The following is a 14759-nucleotide window of genomic DNA, read 5'->3' as shown; positions in this document are numbered from 1 at the left end:
GAAGAGACATGCTCTTCTATGTGCTTACAAATAATCTAAAACCGCTCGCCGGTATATGATTGTAGCTTATTAATCTAAATGACCATGCAAATTAAGCAACTCTTCAGGTATGCAGGATCCAAAGTAATGTTCAGGTGCATTATTTGCCGCTTGAACAGCTTCAAAATAAACTTTCAGCTTCAATTTCTTGCCCTGATAATCGTTGTCAACCATATGGTTGAAGTATACTGGCAGGCAGAGTCCAACGCATTGTTTGTCGCGACAGTCAGGGTCATAATACCCATCAAGCACTGGATCTATTGGGTGACCACCGCAGAAGAAATTTTCTCCGCCCACGTAGTAGTAGAATTCGCCCACAGGTTCCCAGCATTCTTTGTTAAATGAGATATAGCATCCAAAACGTTCGGCATAGACTTCACCGTCGTCATTGAATAGAGTATTCGCATCTATAACAAAATCCTCAACACCATCTTCACCATATATGGTTAATGCTTCTGCGCCTTCAGTTGGATCGAATTCACCGACCACTGCTCCGTCATCCATGCAGCAGAGTTGGTTCAGACAGTTGATATAATACAGTGTCGCACCATGTCCTCTGACTGTAAAGCAGCAAATCTCTCCCGGATCAGTTATTGCAGTTTCTAGCCACTCGTCTATATTTTCCCAAGGAGCAGGACAGTCGAATATTGCAGCCTCTGACAGTGCAACTGAAGGATTATTAGGATCCCAGTCAATATATTGTTTATACTGATCACTATAAATCTGCCATTTATGTTCAATCTTCGCCCTGACTACAATATCCTTGCTGCCGTCATTGCATACAATAACCCTGAAGCAATCGCAGTCCCCTGGATTCCAGTTATCATCAATGATACCTTCAGCAATTGCATATGGTATCCCTGACGACAACGCGACGGTTCCTGCTATGAAAGATGCTTCTTCATTACTCTCGGCGGTAAACCACGACATAGTCATACCTGAGGAAACAACTGCAAATACGACCAACAGCGCAACCAACATCATAAGCCTTTTGTTCATAAAATTACCTCCATAATATATTATTTTTTTATATAATCTATAATCAAACCTGCAGCGCTACAGGCTGGATTTTCATCAATGTACCTGGCATGATTCTATCTCAAGATCTATGTTGTAGCTTGTATTTTCAACACCAATTATGCTCTCGCACCATATCCCGAATGAAATCTCCACCTCTTCTCCCGGGTTCACTGTTTCAGGCCAGAAGTACTCGTATCCACCGAAATCATCCTCAATCCACTCATCGTCGCCTGTCTTCACCCAGTGCACGACATTTCCGGCGCCATTGTCCCAGCTTGCATCGATCCTAACCCTGTAGGACGAATCCTGGTCTCCCGTATTCTTGAAGCTCCATCCGACAAACACTGCATTCTCCTTTCCAGGCTTCCAGTTTTCCCTGTCGGAAATTGCATCTCCGTCGACCGACATCAAGGCAAGACTTGACATGTTATTTTCCGTTATTTCAACTTCATTGCTTCCGGTGATGAACATCACCTCATCCGAGGTTACTCCCGCTGTAAAAAAACAATATGTCGTTCCTGCAACCAATGTAATCATTACCGCAAGCATCATCAACAGCATCAGCATTCTGTTCATGCTTTCACCCTCCATATCCTAAAGGCTGAGTTTCCCTCTTTCAAGTTCCTTCATTATCTCCCTTATAATAAACAATACTATCACTACACTGGGAACAAGCCATAATGCCACAAACGCCCATCTCTTCTGAATAAATCCTAACACATATCCTATAAGAGGTATACTCAGAACAACCCTTCCAATTATTTCATCCTCAAAGACAGGCAGCGGATCATCAATCTCGTTTGCATCTCCCCTGGTTATATACCTGGTTGTTTCACCCTCGTATACTTCCACTATCCTGTGGGTTGTAGATAAATTTCCATCATCCTTGATATATGTGATTATGTCTCCCCGTGAAAACTCGGTTTCACCGGCATCGACTAAAATCAAGCTTCCCGTCTTGAACTCGGGACTCATGCTGTTGCTCCTCACAATGAACATCTTGTAATTGAATAGGGATGGCTGTTCTCCGTTTCTCATGCCAACAGCAAATACCGCAGTCAATATTGCAAGCAGCACTATCATAATAATCACAACTGCATCAACTATATATTTTAACATTTTGTGTGTTGAAGATTTTTTCCTTTCTTCATTCATAATCTCAGCCATTGCCTACCTCCAATCAATTTGTACATCTGATTATTCTTCCGTCAATATCTTCTTCAGTCTGTTCAGATCCGCTTATTCCTGTATCTTCTACGGGTGTCTCCTCGACAGTCGGTTCTTCTGAAACAGATTCTTCTGTCGCTTCGGTTACCGGTTCTTCAGCCGATGTTTCCTCCGATTGAGTTTCTTCAACCGTCTCTGCTTGAGCCGGTTCACTTGTTGCCGCCTCTTCTGTCGGCTCTTCCTCTGTAGGCGGTTCTTCAACAGGTGCTTCAGCTTCCGGGTTTTCCATTACTGGTTCTTCCTCAGATACCGGTTCATCCAGCTGTTCAGATCCGCTTGTTCCTGTATCTTCTACCGGTGCCTCCTCGACAGTCGGTTCTTCTGAAACAGGATCTTCTGTCGCTTCGGTTACCGGTTCTTCAAAAGTTGTCTCCTCAGTTTGAGATTCTTCAACTGTCTCTGCTTGAGTCGAATCGCTTGTTTCTGATTCTTCTATCACTGGTTGTTCCTCTGTAGGCGGTTCTTCAACTAGTGTTTCAACTTCCGGATTTTCCACCACTGGTTCTTCCTCAGACACTAATTCATCCGACTGTTCAGATTCGCTCGTTCCTGTATCTTCTACAGACGTCTCATCGGCAGTTGGTTCTTCTGAAACAGGTTCCTCTGCCGGTTCAGTTACCGGTTCTGCCATAACAGCGGACTCTGCAAACGGTTCCGGAACTACTGATATCTCTACTGTGCTCCTGTATATGGTCCATCCGTCTAGGTCCTCTCCAATGAAGAATACAGTGTACTTCCCTGCTCCCATACCATCCATATCTACAAAAGTGATTGCTTCGCTTGTCGTGGCATCGTATACCATGTAAAAATCATCATTAATATCAATACCTTCCGGCGATGTTGCTTCCGTTATTGTTGCTCCACTGGCGACAACACCTATCTCATAGGACATAAGTCCCTGTCTTTGGTCCGCATCGCTGAAAACAACATCAACAGATATGGAGTCATATTCATAGTACTGGCTGCTGTCAGACATCATAGTTATATCCAGTACATTCTTCTCATCTGTAGGACTCAATACGATGGTTTCAGCTTTACTTGAACTGTTGAAATAGGAGTAAGTATTTCCGGACAAGGTCATTATCAACAAACATATGATTATTAATATGCACAAGCTCTTTTTCATTAAAAACACTCCCATCAAGCGTCCAATTTATTTTCCCAACTCCTGATCTCCAGATCGTCGCAGGCTTCGACTATTAGATAAAACAATTCCATGAAGCTTCTGAAATTGACTGTCCTTCCCTTTTCCACCCATTTTGCCGAGCCCTGCACTGCTTGGTTCTGCTGGTATTTGATCTTTATTATCAAATTAATATCATTATTGCTTTCCATTTCATTTGCCATAAGAATATCTCCCGGTGGTAATTTATATTCCCACTTTAATTATATTCACCGCAGTCGTCGATGAACCTCATTTCAGTCTCGCTTCAATCCCAAACCAGTCACATCCCAGTCACGGTTCATTAATCATTTAATATAAAATTTACTTTTAATATGAATAAATTCCTGAAGCTTCACATGCCAATGATTGCAGACAACAAAAAAGCCGTTCGCATCCGGATTTTTCTCCGGCTGCGAACGGCCTGACATGCCTTATTTAAGGTAATACCTTCCTATTGTAAATGCACCCTTATCAAGCTGGTGACGACTCTTTATCCTCCTGACAATTCTTTCAAGCACTTTTTTTATCGTATCGAATTCAGCGCCTACGAGGTAGACCACATATTTCTGCTCCTCCACCTTGGAAACAAGGTCTCCCTCCCTTAGAGAAGACATAAGGATTTTCTTTATCCTAAACTTGTCCATATTGTCGAAATCGCCTGAATATGAAAAGGAGAACAATATATTGCTGTTTCCTGTTCTTCTCTCCCTTTTCTTTTCCACCCTGTAAATCGTAGCAAGCTCTTCAATGTTGCAGTAATGCGCCCCCTGATTTTCTTCATCACTGCTGTCTTTGCCACTCTCCATTGCATCATGGTTCCCATTCTTTTCCTTAATATCCCTGTAGGTCAGCTGCATCCTTTCTGACGGGGATATGTTAAACTGCTCGTAAAACAGCTTGGTCACATATGAATAGTGCTTCTTTGCAGCCCTGTAGTTGCCTTTCTTCACAAATGCATCTATGAACTTTACATGGATTTCCTCCTCGTAAGGTTCAAAGTTCAAAGCATTTTCACAAGTCTTGATTGCTTCGTCATATCTTTTTGCAGAAAAATATCTTTCACAAAGCTCCTTGATGCATCTTATATACAGTCTGCTGAAATGGTTTCTCTTAAATATGGCCCATTCCTCGCTGACAAGATTAGGAAGAAAATCACCTTTATATATGTTGTATGCATTTTCCAAACACTCCAGGGAATCTTTGGAATTATAACTACAGCTGCAGCCTTTGGAAATCTCATTCTCGAACTTGATGAAATCAATCTTGAATCTATCATCAATCCTTAAGGTATAGCAGCCGGATTCATATTCCAGGCCCTTTTTGGGCGTATTAAAAATATGGCACTCCTTGAGTGACTTCCTCAACCTGTATATATTGTTTTGCAGTGTGTTCTTTGCATCGCTGTAATAATTCTCAGAATAGACATTCTCAATAATATTATCAACAGAAAGGCTTCTGTTGCCGTTTACCAAAAGATACTGAAGTAGCTTACACTGTTTGTCGGACCTGGATTTAAAGACAAGGTCCATGCAGCTCGTATTGTATACTTTAAATTTCCCAAATGTATCAACATTAATCTTGCCCATTATGTCAGATGATTTTTCGTAGTCAAGCATAATACTTCCTCTCCTTCCAGGTAGTATTTGCGTCAAAATCAACTGTAGGATATATATTATATAATTTTTGAAAATAACAGGCAATAGATAAAAAAAACAAAATTCTTTTTATCAATTGTAGAAGACATATTCATTTGATATAATATAAGTAAGTTAATGAGGGGAGTTGATTTGTATGAACGACAAGGAACTCATGGAATACCTTCTTCAGAACAACTATATTGTAACAAAGGTAGAGCTTAACCATCCGGATATGAGCTTCATCTGCATGAAGTCGGTGGGAGAGCCTCTCGACAAGTACGGAGAAGAGTTTACGCTTCAGACCTACGACCTGAGCCTGCTTATTGACGCAAAAAAGATATGGAAAAGATGACAAAGACCTGAATTTCGGTCTTTGTTTTTTTATAATGGTTTTCTTGTGAAAACTAGTATATGCTGAAATAAAAGCGATCTCCCCGGTATATCGTTTTTGAGTATTCGATTATCTCACCTGTTCTTTTTTCCTCTACCAGCGATTCTATACTGAGTACTGGAACAAGATTTGGGCATTCCAGCATGCTCCTCTCGAAGTTCGTAGGAAGCATTGTCTGCATATGGGACCGGATATGGTTTACCTGATCTATTCCTTTTGACCTGTAGTAATTGTAGAGAGATTCGATTGCTACACCTTCCCTTTCTATGTCGGGAAACTTCCTGTCAGAAAGATACGATATGTGTATTGCGGCAGGTTCATCGTCGATGATTCTCAGCAGCTGCAGCCTGTACACCTTAAAGTCTTCAGGCAGGTTGAGTTTCTTTCGAATCCTCGGCACATTCTCCATTTCCTGAAAATTGATATTCTTGTTAACTAGATTGTGACCCGTTCTCTTCATCTTGTTGGTGAAGCTGTCTTCCTCCTCGAAGCGCAGCATTATTCGCTCACCCTTGGACTTGAAGTATCTGCCCTTTCCCTTCTGGGCACTCAGATAACCCATGTCATAAAGACGTTCGAATGCTTTTCTAACATTGTAACGAGTAGTGTTGTACTGATCAGCCAACACATTTTCGCTAGGAAGCTTCTCCATTTTGCTATATTCACCGCTGGTTATTCCCTCAATGATATCGTCAAGGATTTCCATCCACACAGCCATATACCTACCTCTCCAAATCATATTTCCATGTTTAGTATGACTGATTCATAACCGGCTGTCAATCAGTATTCCTTGCATTTGCATTCTCCGGATTCAAGAGAAATGCCACCTGAATATCCTTCCATATATTCTTCAAATCCAAAAGTTACATATGTGACTTTCAGATATCCTTCCTTCACGAGGAAATTGAAAGCATCTGCAGCTCTTTTTCCGCTGTAGCACATCAGGATTATTTCAGTTTCATTCCTGACATACCGGCCGTTGTCTTCCATCTTGTTGAGCATTTCAACAAGAGAATCTTCACTCCCGCCATCAATGTTAATGGCTTCTCCAATGTGGACCTTTTTGAAATCCTCATCATCCCTCAAGTCAAGAAGCACCCTCTCATTCTTTGATTCGAATCCGTTCAGATGTTCCTCCAGTTCATCAGTGTCGGCAATAATCAAATAGCCTCCTGTATCAGAACACTTCGGTGCAGCTACTACAAATACAGATGCTGCCAGAATTGAAAAGCATGCTATAAAGAAGATTATCCTTAAATATCTCATCATACTGTCTACCTCCTAATGAAAAAATCTATATTGTCAACATAGCAATCACCCACATTGAATCTGCTGTGGTTGCCGTAATCACCGTGAAAATCCGACCCTCCCGATATGAAGAGACCGTATCTTTCAGCCAACGTGAATATCTCTTCCCGGTCCTTTTCTGTTGCAACGGGATAGAATGCTTCTATGCCCATCAATCCGTTATCAATCAATGATTCAAGTATCTCCAGGTTGCCATACAGGGAAGGATGGGCAAGCACAGGGAGCGCCCCTGAATTTCTCAACACCTTCACGGCTTCAACTGCCGAAGGGTATTCTATCTTCATTTCAAGAGGCCCGCCGTTCTTGAACATCTTCTTGTAAAAGTCGCCGAATAGATCATTTACATATCCCGTTTCCCGGAGAACGTCCATGATATGCTGCTTGTATACGCCATGGACACCTCTTTTGTCTATGAAATCATCAAAGGATATGTCGTATCCCAAAGCCATTAGCCTCAGTATCTGGGCATCACTGTTTCTGTGTCGCTGGTCGGTCACCGACTTCATCATAATATCAAGATCCTTATCACCTGGCAAAGCATTGAGCCCTACTATATGACAGGCCTTGTTGTTTTCATAGTCATAGGCACTGATTTCCACTGCAGGGATATGAGTCAGGCCGAACTCTTCAGCAAGGATTCTGTGCTCCTCCTGCCCATACAGAGTGTCATGGTCCGTTATTGCAATATGTGTCACTCCATTTTCCTTTGCAGTCTTAAATACCTGTCTTGGACTTTCGCTGCAGTCCGTATTCGATGTATGTACATGAAAATCCGCTTTCATGTCTTCACCACCTTTGCAATTATTTGTTTTAATCAAGCAATTTCGAGTAATATTTTCTATATTTCATTTACTATGCTTTTTTGTCTGACGCCGTTTATAAGAAGCTCCATGATCAGTGCCGTCACAAACACCAGCATGACACCAAAACCCTGAACGGGATAGTCTCCGCTTCTTGAGGCTGCATTTATTGCAGTACCTATGGTTCCAGGCACTCCTGCCGCAGGACCTATTATCACCGCTACAGAAAAATTGGTCTCGTATCTGATGGCCAGCCACGAAATCATTTTTGTCAGCGAAGAAGGGAATATAGATCCAAACACAACCTGTGTCCAGTTTGCCCCGGTAGCCCTCAAGGCATTGATTGTCTCCTTGTCCACTTCTTCAAAACACTCTGAAAATGCCTTCGTAAAAAACGCCACAGTGTGAAACAGCATTCCCAGAACGGCTGTAGTTGATGTCAGCCCGAATCCCGAAACGAAAAACAACACCCATACTATTGTCGGCACAGCCCTTATGAAAGATGCTATCCCCCGGATTATATTCGACAGCATTGGATTCGATATGTTCCTTGCAGAAAACAACCCCATGACTATTCCTATTATAAATCCAAGTATGGTGGTGACAAAACTCAATGCAAGTGTCTTGAATAGGCTTATCGCCATTTTCATAGCCTGGACACCTTCAACCAGGTCATATCTGAAGAAGTTCTTGAGCATCTTCAAGGCAATGTCTCCGCTGAAGCTTTCCCACCTGTATTCAATTCTTCCAAACACGGTATACAGCGTGATCAGTACGAAGACGATGGATACCCATCTGATCATTGTATCAGACGAATCTTTTTTCTTGAGTATGGGCTTGCCATACCATGTCCTTCTCATTTCCATTATCCAAGTATCCTTTTCCTTATTTGAATCGACAGCTGGTCGAAAACCATTATTACAACCACGATGAATACCACTGCCGCCATCAATTCATCGAAACGCCTGAAGTCCTTGTATATTCCTATAAGATATCCGATGCCTCCTCCGGACAGCATTCCCACTATGGTGGCATACCTTATGTTGTACTCAACTGCATACAGAGTCCATGAAACGACTGAAGGAATTGTCTCTGGAATCACTGCCTGAAATACAACCTGCATCCAGTCGGCTCCAGTGGATTCAAGAGCCAGGATTCCTCCTTTCGAGGTTTCATCTATCATATCATTGAAAATCCTGGTATTCAGGCCAAATGTCATCATAGTCATTACGAGAAGGGCAAGAAATTCTCCGTACCAGAATGCCATGAGGAGCACTATGGCCCATATGGGACCGGGGATATTTCTTGACAGTGTTGCCAATCCCCTTGCTATAAAAGCGACCACCCTGTTCATTCCCGTCGTCTTTGACACAAGAAGAGCTGCCATATATGCGAATATGGACCCTATTACTCCCGATGAAATCGACAGTATTATTGTAACCCAAATCTCTTCAATCATCTTGTCGATTTCAGTGAAGTTTGGAGGAAGGTATATCTCTGTTATTCTCTCAACAACCTTTGCCGTGCCCGAAAAAATGCCAAACACTTCAAATTCTATGGCAATTGATGCAATGATTGTAAGAGATACAATTCCCAAAGTGTACATTATGCTGATGAGCTTGTTTTCACGTCTGAATTCCTTTGGCGACATCCCGACAGTCCCTTTATTAACTCGCAATAAGTTCATCTATGCTCGCTCCGTATATCTTTGATATCTGCGCTTCAGTCAATTGCTCCGGTCTTCCCTCAAATACGATTTCACCATTGTTCATGCCTATTATCCTGTCGGAATAGGCCAGCGCTACATCAACCTGGTGAAGATTCACAAGACAAGGAATACCCATATCCCTTGTGATTCTCTTTAGCTGCTCCATTATGTTTTTTGAAGACTGGGGATCAAGGGATGCAATGGGTTCGTCGCATAGTATGAGCTTTGGATCCTGTATAAGAGCCCTTGCTATGCCCACTCTCTGCTTCTGTCCTCCCGACAGGTTTCCGCACTTGAAAAGCTTCCTGTCCTCAAGTCCCAGTGAGTCCAAAAGTTCACAGGCTCTCTTCACATCCTCATCACTGAACAACGAAAGCGCTCCTTTCAATGTCGAGTAGTACCCGAGCCTCCCGTGCAATGTATTCTCAAGGGCAGACAGTCGGTAGACCAGATTGTAGTGCTGGAAAACCATCCCTACATGCTTGCGGACTTCCCTCAGCTCCCTTTTGTTCATTGTTGCTATTTCATTTCCATCAAAGCGAATGCGGCTTCCCTCATCCGGCTCTATCATCCTGTTTATACACCTCAACAGAGTTGATTTCCCGGCCCCTGAGGGGCCGATGATAGAAATCAACTCGTTGCGGTAAACCGACAGCGACAATCCTTGGAGGGCTTTTGTACTGCCGTCGTATGTTTTGCTTACATTATTCATTTCCAAAACAGGTTTTTTCATTAAGAAAACCTCCTTACCATAACCTTTCTTCATTCCGGAATTACTCTCCTTCATACATTTTTTCCAGGAAAGAATATAATTCATGGTCAACTGCTACGAACCTGTCTTCGCTGTGAAGCACGGAATAATCAGTAGTATCATCATCGTACAGTCCTTCTACAGCATTTTCTGGAGTAATGTTCTCGAAATGTGCTATGATTGCATCTATATGCTCCTGCTCTATGTTTTCAGTATTCATCCAGTATGGATCGCATGGTACAAGGGACTCGGCAATCACGTAAAGCTCATCCGCCCTTTCATCGCCATAGTCACAGCAGTATGCTCCTGCATATGCCTTCTTGTTCAGTATCATCTCTACGGATGCAGGGTGAGTTCCTGCAAAGATTATCTCTGAGAAATATCCGCCGTTGTCGGAGTTTTCTTCGAATATCTGCTTCTTTGAATCAACTATGCCTTTTCCATCCGGTCCAATTGCATTCCACAATGTTGTAGTAGGTACAAGACGTCCTGATGTTGATGTAGAAGAAACGAATGAGAATGACTTATCCCTGAGCTTAAGAAGTGCTTCCTCTGCACCAAGCCCCTCGAATTCATCCTTTTCATCGACATGCACTGCAATATAAGCCCAATATCCACCCTTGCCGGTATCACCTTCAGGCGTGTGGACAAAAAGTGGAAGAATCTTGTCGTTCTCAGCGTGCGCCTTTAGATAAGTAGCTGCAGAGTATGCTGCGAATTCCGCAGTCCCTGTCAATACAGACTCTGAAACCACCGAATAATCGTCAACCAATATCATCTCGACAGATGCATTGAATGGCTCAAGCGCCTTGTTCATTTCTTCATTTACAGCAACTATTCCAGCTTCAACGGTTCCTGACTCTTGTGGCAGTACAGCCATTGTATAAACCTTACCTTCTTTCTTCTGACATCCCGTAAAGGATGCAAGGGCCAATACGCAAATCATTATCATTATAATTATTTTCTTCATTTTTTCCTCCTAGTTTTAGATCACAAATTTAGTTAAGTTGATTCTTATGTTATTAAAACATCATTAATTTATTTGTTATTTTTGTCAGCATTTCTTATTCTCAATTATTTCAGCACTCTATATCTAGGCCACAATCACTCCCTTCTCCATATTGTACTCCCTGTCGCACAACCCTTCCATGAACTCTATGTCGTGGAAGATTCCTACCATTGTCGTGCCATTTTTCTTGAGAGTCTCTATAAGAAGCCTTACCCTCTCCTTTGAAGCAAGGTCCAAAGAAGCTGTAGGCTCGTCAAGCAACAAAAGTCTTGGTTCCTTTATCATGGCAGAAGCTATGTTTAGCCTCAGCTTCTCACCTCCTGAAAAATTCACCGGATAGCTGTCCCAGAGCTCCCTGTCAAGCTCAAAATGATCCAGCATCCTTTCTGCCATTGCCTTCGCCTCATCCTTCTTCCTTCCCATTTCAAGGACGGAGTTCTCAACAATTTCCCTGGCAGTGGTTCTGGGCATCGCGTTTAGAAACTGGGACACATATCCTATCTCGTATTTCCTCAAATATATCATCTGCCTTTCAGTAGCTTCGAAAAGGTTAATGAATCCGAATCTCTTTGAATTGTAGTATATTGAACCCTCGCCCGGAAGGTAGCTGCGGTAGATGGTCTTAAGTATGCTGGATTTTCCCGAGCCGCTTTTTCCCGTTATTCCTATGAATTCTCCCTCTTTCACTTCCATGCCAATATTCTGGCAGGCCTTTATGTGTCGGTCAAGATTGTGGAGAGTGAATGATTTTGACACATTTTCTATCTTCAACAAAGTATTCATTTCATCCTCCTAGTATGACATCCTCATAACTTCACTGCCGTTGACATAGCATCTTGACACTACCGGATAAGTTTCTTCCAGCTTGTCTATGACCAGCAGGTCGGCCTTTTTCCCAATCTCTATGGACCCCAGGACATCGTCAAGCTTTACTGCCTTGGCAGGGTTGATTGTGACAAGGGCAAACATTTCCGCCAGATCATGTCCGTATGTCTCATGGAGTTTGAATACTGAATGAAGCATACTTGCAGGATAGTAATCGCTGCACAGTATGTCTATGCACCCCTCCTGGATGGCCTCATGGGCAGCCAGGTTTCCCGAATGGGAGCCGCCAAGCATGACATTCGGAGCCCCCGCAATGGTGTGGAAACCCTTCTCCTTGGCTTTCTTAGCCACATCAATCCTTATGGGAAACTCGGAAATGGTCACACCTATCTCTTCGTTGCAGTCAAGCTTCTCCATCGTATCATCGTCATGGGATGCCACCGCGATATTCTTGCTCCTGGCAAGCTCCGCTATTTCAATACACTCCTGGTGGCTTGCCTTTTCTACAGTCTTGATGCTTTCAAGGTAATCATCTACATTGTCCTCGTTCAGGTCGTTGTCCATCTTGATCAAGTCTTCCCTGTATCTTTCAACATTTGAATATTGTCCCTGTCCCGGAGAGTGGTCCATGAAGGAAACAAGGTCAACCTTGCCGTCGTTGATGAAGCCCTTCAGCTCCTCAATGCAATCCACGCTTTCCATTTCAAATCTGGCGTGGAACTTGTGCCTTATAAGCTTCTGCCCCCTTTCAATCTCGTCTATTATGTCAGTGAGTGTCCTCACATATTTCATCTGCCTTATGGGATTCTTGTCAAATGACATATCCTTCATTATGCTGAGGGAATGAAACATTGTAGTTATCCCGTGGGTAGCCAGAACTCTTTCTGTTTCCCTCATGGCAAGATTCAAATCCATCATGCTTGTGGGTCTCGGAGCACCCATCTGCTCTATATAGTCTGCATGGATGTCAACAAAACCGGGAGTGATATATGCACCATTGACATCCACAAGCTCCACCTCGCGGTTTCCTTCAATATGGATTGCTTCATTTCGTTCCGGCAACCCTTCTATTATGTCTTCACGGATAATCAGGTCCCTGCCCTCGATTATCCTGTCTTTTAAAACTATTCTACCGTTTGTCAAACGAATCATTTCTTTCTCCTTATATCAATCTCTTCCAATGCCTTGCTTTACAGCAGCGAATGAACAAGCTGCTGGGTATATGCATGCTGTGGATCTTCCAGTATCTGGTCTGTAAGGCCTTCTTCAATTACGACTCCGTCAAGCATGACCATTGTCCTGTCTGCAAGCATTCTTATGACTCCAAGGTCGTGGGAAACAACAATCATGCTTATCTGCAAATCCCTCTGAATGACCTTTATCATGTCGAGTACCGCCGCCTGTACGGACAGATCAAGTCCTGTGGTCACCTCATCAAGAAAGAGTATAGGAGGATTGTTTGACAACGCCTTGGCTATCTGCACCCTCTGCTGCATACCTCCTGAAAACGACTTGGGAGCATCCTTTCTCCTGAACTTCTCTATGCTTACCACATCCAGAAGCTCGTCGGCCCTTTCAATCATGCCGACTACATTTCTCCCGCCAGCAGCTATAAGCTTCTCTGCAATATTGGATATGGTGGTAAAATCCATCTTTAAGCCAAGATAGGGGTTCTGATACACCATACCAAGCAAATAATCCCTTAGATACCTTTTCTGCTGGGAAGTCTCATCAAACATATTGGCCTTGCCTTCCTTGTAGTCTGTAACATAAGCCTCGCCAGCCGTCACGTCCTGGTCGAAATACAAGCATTTGACGAATGTGGACTTGCCGGAACCGCTTTCGCCTACAACACCCAGTATTTCACCCTTGTACAAGTCGAAACTTATATCCCTGCAGGCATATATGGTCTTACAGTGCGGACAGTGATTCTTTTCCAGCACACCCTTGTCATGCCTGCACAGTTCACAGCCTTCTCCAAACTGCTTGGACAGATTTCTCACTCTCAATACCTTATCTTCAAAATCAAGCATCTAACTCACTTCCTTTTTGTTCATGCGATCCAGACAATAGCTCGTGTCATTGCACTGATAATACTTTTCACCTGTTTCTTCATCTTCAAATTCATCCAGATAAACATCCGTTGCACCGCACTGGCAGCATCTCTTGCCAGTAAAATCCTCAAGTTCAAAGGGATAGTCCTCGAATCCCAGTGAAACAACCTTTGAATATGGTGGAATTGCCTGTATCTTCTTCTCACGACCTGCGCCGAACAGCAGCAATGCTTCACACCCGTCAAGTCTCGGATTGTCATACTTGGGTATTGGACTTGGAGTCATGACATATCTCTCCTCAACCATGACAGGATGAGCTGCTATCGTTGCAAGACGACCATACTTTACAATCTTCTCAAACAGCTCCATCCATGCTCCACTGTAGTCACCGTCTGCATGGAGCCTTTTAGTCACATATTCACTGGGCTCGACATTCCTCAGCGGTTCAGGAATAGGCACCTGCAACACTACTATCTGGCCCTCCTTCAAGGGATATTCAGGAATCCTGTGCCTCGACTGTATCAATGTCGCTTCATGGGTGTTCACCGTTTCATCTATACCCGTAGTGCCCTGTATCAGCTTCTTTATGCTAACGGCATTCACCGACTCGTCTGTTCCCTGGTCTATTACTTTTATTACATCCTCCGTGGTCACCAAGGACAAGGAAAGCTGAAGTCCTCCAGTACCCCATCCTCTTCCAATGGGCATCTCCCTGGATGCAAAAGGCACCTGATATCCAGGAATCCCTATAGCTTTCAATGTGGCTCTTCTGATTTCCCTTTTGGAACCCTCATCGAAAAACGCAAAATTATATTGATTATTCAT

18 protein-coding genes are annotated in these 14759 nt (G+C 43.1%); 1 reads left to right on the top strand and 17 read right to left on the bottom strand.

The window, feature by feature from the left end:
* Positions 1-69: 69 nt before the first annotated feature.
* The 6 genes from BUB05_RS01560 to BUB05_RS01535 form a co-directional block, all read right to left on the bottom strand.
* Complete coding sequence (locus BUB05_RS01560) at positions 70-1038, bottom strand: hypothetical protein (RefSeq protein ID WP_073046040.1); 969 nt, start codon at positions 1036-1038, stop codon at positions 70-72.
* Between the two features lie 75 nt (positions 1039-1113).
* Complete coding sequence (locus tag BUB05_RS01555; RefSeq protein WP_073046037.1) at positions 1114-1635, bottom strand: hypothetical protein; 522 nt, start codon at positions 1633-1635, stop codon at positions 1114-1116.
* An 18-nt stretch (positions 1636-1653) separates the two neighbouring features.
* A complete protein-coding gene (locus tag BUB05_RS01550; RefSeq protein WP_094762627.1) occupies positions 1654-2226 on the bottom strand; it encodes a signal peptidase I in 573 nt (190 codons plus the stop codon).
* Between the two features lie 13 nt (positions 2227-2239).
* A complete protein-coding gene (locus BUB05_RS01545; protein ID WP_073046033.1) occupies positions 2240-3412 on the bottom strand; it encodes a hypothetical protein in 1173 nt (390 codons plus the stop codon).
* A gap of 14 nt (positions 3413-3426) precedes the next feature.
* Positions 3427-3633 (bottom strand): hypothetical protein, encoded by a 207-nt coding sequence (locus BUB05_RS01540; RefSeq protein ID WP_073046030.1) that lies wholly within the window; start codon positions 3631-3633, stop codon positions 3427-3429.
* A 249-nt stretch (positions 3634-3882) separates the two neighbouring features.
* Entirely contained in the window at positions 3883-5067 is a 1185-nt protein-coding gene (locus BUB05_RS01535; RefSeq protein ID WP_073046027.1) for an AfsR/SARP family transcriptional regulator, read from the bottom strand.
* Between the two features lie 175 nt (positions 5068-5242).
* Here BUB05_RS01535 and BUB05_RS01530 point away from each other — a divergent pair, with 175 nt between their 5' ends.
* The gene (locus tag BUB05_RS01530; RefSeq protein ID WP_073046025.1) at positions 5243-5440 is read left to right on the top strand and encodes a hypothetical protein; all 198 of its coding nucleotides are present in this window, start codon (positions 5243-5245) and stop codon (positions 5438-5440) included.
* A gap of 52 nt (positions 5441-5492) precedes the next feature.
* Here the strand turns inward: BUB05_RS01530 and BUB05_RS01525 are convergent, their stop codons facing one another.
* The 11 genes from BUB05_RS01525 to BUB05_RS01475 all read right to left on the bottom strand — a co-directional run bounded on the left by BUB05_RS01525 (position 5493) and on the right by BUB05_RS01475 (position 14759).
* The gene (locus BUB05_RS01525) at positions 5493-6197 is read right to left on the bottom strand and encodes a GntR family transcriptional regulator (RefSeq protein ID WP_073046022.1); all 705 of its coding nucleotides are present in this window, start codon (positions 6195-6197) and stop codon (positions 5493-5495) included.
* Between the two features lie 62 nt (positions 6198-6259).
* Complete coding sequence (locus BUB05_RS01520; RefSeq protein ID WP_073046019.1) at positions 6260-6748, bottom strand: rhodanese-like domain-containing protein; 489 nt, start codon at positions 6746-6748, stop codon at positions 6260-6262.
* A gap of 5 nt (positions 6749-6753) precedes the next feature.
* Complete coding sequence (locus BUB05_RS01515) at positions 6754-7569, bottom strand: PHP domain-containing protein (RefSeq protein ID WP_073046017.1); 816 nt, start codon at positions 7567-7569, stop codon at positions 6754-6756.
* Between the two features lie 56 nt (positions 7570-7625).
* Positions 7626-8453: a PhnE/PtxC family ABC transporter permease gene (locus BUB05_RS01510; RefSeq protein WP_073046014.1), complete on the bottom strand. Its 828-nt coding sequence runs from the start codon at positions 8451-8453 to the stop codon at positions 7626-7628.
* Complete coding sequence (locus tag BUB05_RS01505; protein WP_094762625.1) at positions 8453-9274, bottom strand: ABC transporter permease subunit; 822 nt, start codon at positions 9272-9274, stop codon at positions 8453-8455. Before BUB05_RS01505 ends, BUB05_RS01510 begins: the two co-directional genes overlap by 1 nt.
* The gene (phnC, locus tag BUB05_RS01500) at positions 9255-10028 is read right to left on the bottom strand and encodes a phosphonate ABC transporter ATP-binding protein (RefSeq protein ID WP_073046246.1); all 774 of its coding nucleotides are present in this window, start codon (positions 10026-10028) and stop codon (positions 9255-9257) included. The genes BUB05_RS01505 and phnC overlap by 20 nt, the downstream gene beginning before the upstream one ends.
* Before the next feature lie 40 nt (positions 10029-10068).
* Positions 10069-11016 (bottom strand): PhnD/SsuA/transferrin family substrate-binding protein, encoded by a 948-nt coding sequence (locus BUB05_RS01495; RefSeq protein ID WP_073046008.1) that lies wholly within the window; start codon positions 11014-11016, stop codon positions 10069-10071.
* 123 nt (positions 11017-11139) lie between these two features.
* Complete coding sequence (locus tag BUB05_RS01490; RefSeq protein ID WP_073046006.1) at positions 11140-11838, bottom strand: phosphonate C-P lyase system protein PhnL; 699 nt, start codon at positions 11836-11838, stop codon at positions 11140-11142.
* 9 nt (positions 11839-11847) lie between these two features.
* Positions 11848-13032, bottom strand: a complete 1185-nt coding sequence (gene phnM, locus BUB05_RS01485) for a phosphonate metabolism protein PhnM (protein WP_073046003.1) — start codon at positions 13030-13032, stop codon at positions 11848-11850.
* Positions 13033-13070: 38 nt separating this feature from the next.
* A complete protein-coding gene (locus BUB05_RS01480) occupies positions 13071-13913 on the bottom strand; it encodes an ATP-binding cassette domain-containing protein (protein ID WP_073046000.1) in 843 nt (280 codons plus the stop codon).
* Positions 13914-14759, bottom strand: a complete 846-nt coding sequence (locus BUB05_RS01475; protein WP_073045997.1) for an alpha-D-ribose 1-methylphosphonate 5-phosphate C-P-lyase PhnJ — start codon at positions 14757-14759, stop codon at positions 13914-13916.

Origin of the sequence: Dethiosulfatibacter aminovorans DSM 17477, assembly GCF_900142005.1 — a bacterium.
In the GTDB taxonomy this organism is placed as follows: domain Bacteria; phylum Bacillota; class Clostridia; order Tissierellales; family Dethiosulfatibacteraceae; genus Dethiosulfatibacter; species Dethiosulfatibacter aminovorans.
This window is presented reverse-complemented; position numbering and strand designations above follow the sequence as displayed.